Annotated in this window: 5 protein-coding genes; 3 read left to right on the top strand and 2 right to left on the bottom strand. The window is 68.0% G+C overall.

What is annotated here, in order from left to right:
• A partial coding sequence (locus ACFWI9_RS33605; RefSeq protein WP_387168906.1) for an ABC transporter permease occupies positions 1 to 366 on the top strand: 366 nt, incomplete at its 5' end.
• 104 nt (positions 367 to 470) lie between these two features.
• Here ACFWI9_RS33605 and greA read toward each other — a convergent pair.
• Both greA and ACFWI9_RS33595 read right to left on the bottom strand, forming a co-directional pair.
• On the bottom strand, positions 471 to 968 hold the full coding sequence (greA, locus tag ACFWI9_RS33600) for a transcription elongation factor GreA (RefSeq protein ID WP_387168903.1): 498 nt from the start codon (positions 966 to 968) through the stop codon (positions 471 to 473).
• 168 nt (positions 969 to 1,136) lie between these two features.
• Positions 1,137 to 1,553, bottom strand: coding sequence for a DUF4307 domain-containing protein (locus ACFWI9_RS33595; RefSeq protein WP_387168900.1), 417 nt, complete (start codon positions 1,551 to 1,553; stop codon positions 1,137 to 1,139).
• Positions 1,554 to 1,742: 189 nt separating this feature from the next.
• Here ACFWI9_RS33595 and mca point away from each other — a divergent pair, with 189 nt between their 5' ends.
• Positions 1,743 to 2,624, top strand: coding sequence for a mycothiol conjugate amidase Mca (gene mca / locus ACFWI9_RS33590; RefSeq protein WP_387168897.1), 882 nt, complete (start codon positions 1,743 to 1,745; stop codon positions 2,622 to 2,624).
• Positions 2,617 to 2,862 carry a hypothetical protein gene (locus ACFWI9_RS33585; RefSeq protein WP_387168895.1) on the top strand — a complete coding sequence of 82 codons (246 nt, stop codon included), beginning with the start codon at positions 2,617 to 2,619 and terminating at the stop codon, positions 2,860 to 2,862. Before mca ends, ACFWI9_RS33585 begins: the two co-directional genes overlap by 8 nt.
• Positions 2,863 to 3,022: the final 160 nt, after the last annotated feature.

Genomic DNA, 3,022 nt, shown 5'->3' with positions numbered 1-3,022 from the left:
GCCTTCGGACTGCTCCTCCTGCTCGGCTACGCGTTCTCCTGGATCGGCGCCCTGATCGGCCTCTCGGTCCGTACTCCGGAGGCGGCCACCTCCGGCGGACTGATCTGGCTGTTCCCGGTCACCTTCATCTCGAACGCGTTCGTGGACTCCAGCCGGATGACCCCGTGGCTCCAGACGATCGCCGACTGGAACCCGTTCAGCGCCACCGTGCAGGCCTGCCGCGAGTTGTTCGGCAACCCGGGGGTCACGCAGTCCGGCGCCTGGCCGATGGAGCACCCCGTGGCCGCGTCGATCATCTACTCGGTGCTGATCGTGGTGCTGTTCCGCACGCTGGCGGTACGCAAATACCGCTCGGCGACCGCCTGAGACGCTGTACGCACAAGGCTCCCCGCACCTGGAGGAAAAGGGTGCGGGGAGCCTTCAGTGCGGTCCGCTCGCGCTGTTGACCAGCCGAGGCAGCTCAGCTCAGTTCAGCTCTGGTACGGCTTGGCCTCGACGATCCTGACCATGGCGGTCTTGCCGTTGGGCAGCTCGTACTCGGCGTCCTCGCCGACCTTCTTGCCGTTGACACCCGCGCCGAGGGGCGACTGCGGGGAGTACGTCGCGATATCGCCGGACGCGTACTCACGCGAGGCCAGCAGGAAGGTCTCGGTGTCGCTCTCGTCACCGTCGAAGGCGACGGTCACGACCATGCCGGGGGCCACCGTGCCGTCGTCCGCCGGGGCCTCGCCGACCTTCGCGTTCTCAAGGAGCTGGGTCAGCTGGCGCACACGGAGCTCCTGCTTTCCCTGCTCCTCCTTGGCCGCGTGGTACCCGCCGTTCTCCCGCAGGTCGCCCTCTTCGCGAGCCGCCTCGATCTTCTTGGCGATCTCGACCCGCGCGGGACCAGACAGGTACTCCAGCTCGGCCTTGAGCTGGTTGTACGCCTCCTGGGTGAGCCAGGTGACGTTCTCGCTGGTCTGGGTCACAGGTGCTCCTCGTAGGTACTGGGAATACAAAGCATCGCCCTAACCAGAAGCATGTGCCTTCAGGTGCGGGCGAAACCACGAGCCTAACAATCAGCGGGGGAAAGAGGGAGGACCAAAAGGCCTCAAGAATGCATCAATGCAGGTCAGCGGTGAGCAGGGGTGGGAGTCTCAGTCTTTCGGCCCGTTGTCGGCCGTACACCCCGTAAGCTCCGCGCTGGTCGCCCGCGCCGTCGTACGCACGGTGACCACCTCGTCGATACGCGTACCCGGAGCGTCGAACCGGACGTCCCTGCGGCCGACCTCGCCACCGTCGCGGCCACGGGAACGCAGCGTGCAGTAACCCTCGGTGCCCTCGCCCTTGCGGACTTCGAGATGGACCTCGACCCGGTCGTCCGCCGTCACATCCCACTTGATCAGCTCGGCGCTGATCTTCTGACCGCTGACGTAGTCGTATCCGAACCAGCCCACCAGCGTGAGCAGGCCCACACCGAGCACCGCCCCCACGATCTTGAGCTTACGGTCCGCGCGCTCGTCCGCCGGGCGGCCGTAACGGCCACCGGGCACCTGCGGGCGCACCGTGGTCATGGATCGTCCTCCGGATTCGGCGGGAGTCGGCGGTGGATCAACGAAAATCTCACAGGAGCCGGAATTTTTCCGCCCCTCGATTCCGTCACTATAGAAGCCCGTCATCCGCCTGCGACTGCCGCCCTGCGCCGGGGTCGTTGTGGGGGGCACGACAATTTTGAGGCAATACCGAGGACCGAGGATCGAGTCTTGACTGAGCAGCTGCGACTGATGGCCGTCCACGCGCACCCCGACGACGAGTCGAGCAAGGGTGCGGCGACGATGGCCAAGTATGTGTCCGAGGGGGTGGACGTGCTGGTCGTCACCTGCACGGGGGGCGAGCGCGGCTCCATCCTCAATCCGAAGCTCCAGGGCGACAAGTACATCGAGGAGAACATCCACGAAGTGCGCCGCAAGGAGATGGACGAAGCCCGCGAGATCCTCGGAGTCAAGCAGGAGTGGCTCGGCTTCGTCGACTCCGGCCTCCCGGAGGGCGACCCGCTGCCGCCGCTGCCGGACGGCTGCTTCGCGCTGGAGGACGTGGACAAGGCGGCCGGCGAGCTGGTGCGCAAGATCCGCGCCTTCCGCCCGCAGGTCATCACGACGTACGACGAGAACGGCGGCTACCCGCACCCCGACCACATCATGACCCACAAGATCACGATGGTGGCCTTCGAGGGCGCGGCGGACACCGAGAAGTACCCCGAATCCGAGTACGGCGACTCCTTCCAGCCCCAGAAGCTCTACTACAACCAGGGCTTCAACCGCCCGCGCACGGTGGCCCTGCACGAGGCACTCATCGCGCGCGGCATGGACTCCCCGTACGGGGAGTGGCTGGAGCGCTGGAAGGAGTTCCAGCGCGCGGAGCGGACACTGACGACGTACGTCCCGTGCGCTGACTTCTTCGAGACCCGGGACAGGGCACTGATCGCCCACGCGACGCAGATCGACCCGGAGGGCGGCTGGTTCCGCGTGCCCATGGCGATCCAGACGGAGATCTGGCCCACGGAGGAGTACGAGCTCGCCAGGTCCCTGGTCGATACCTCCCTCCCCGAGAGCGACCTCTTCGCGGGCATCCGCGACAATGCCTGACATGAGCGCAAGCGCAAACCTCGCCCTGACGCACCTCGCCCCGCTCGCGGCGCAGGAGCTGGACAAGAACAAGGTGACCCCCGGCGTCCTCGGTTTCATCGTCTTCGCGGCACTCGCGGTGGGCGTGTGGATGCTGATGAAGTCCATGAACCGCCACCTGGGCCGTGTGCACTTCGACGACCCCGCGGCCACCGCCGCCGAGGGCACGGCAGGCCCTGGGTCCGGAACCAAGGAGTAGCCGAGCCCTGCCCCAAGCCCTTGGGCCCGGCCGGGAGGCCTGGAATGCCGAAGCGGGGGGGGCGCGCCCGGGCGGCGCGGGGGGGGGGGGCCGGGCGGGGGGGGGCGGGGGGGGGGCGCGGGGGCGCGCGCACCCCCCCCCCCGCGCGCGCGCGCGCGCC

The organism is Streptomyces sp. NPDC127084, from assembly GCF_042724175.1.
Lineage (GTDB): Bacteria > Actinomycetota > Actinomycetes > Streptomycetales > Streptomycetaceae > Streptomyces.
The sequence above is the reverse complement of the archived record's forward strand: the minus strand, read 5'-3'. Positions and strand labels throughout refer to the sequence as shown.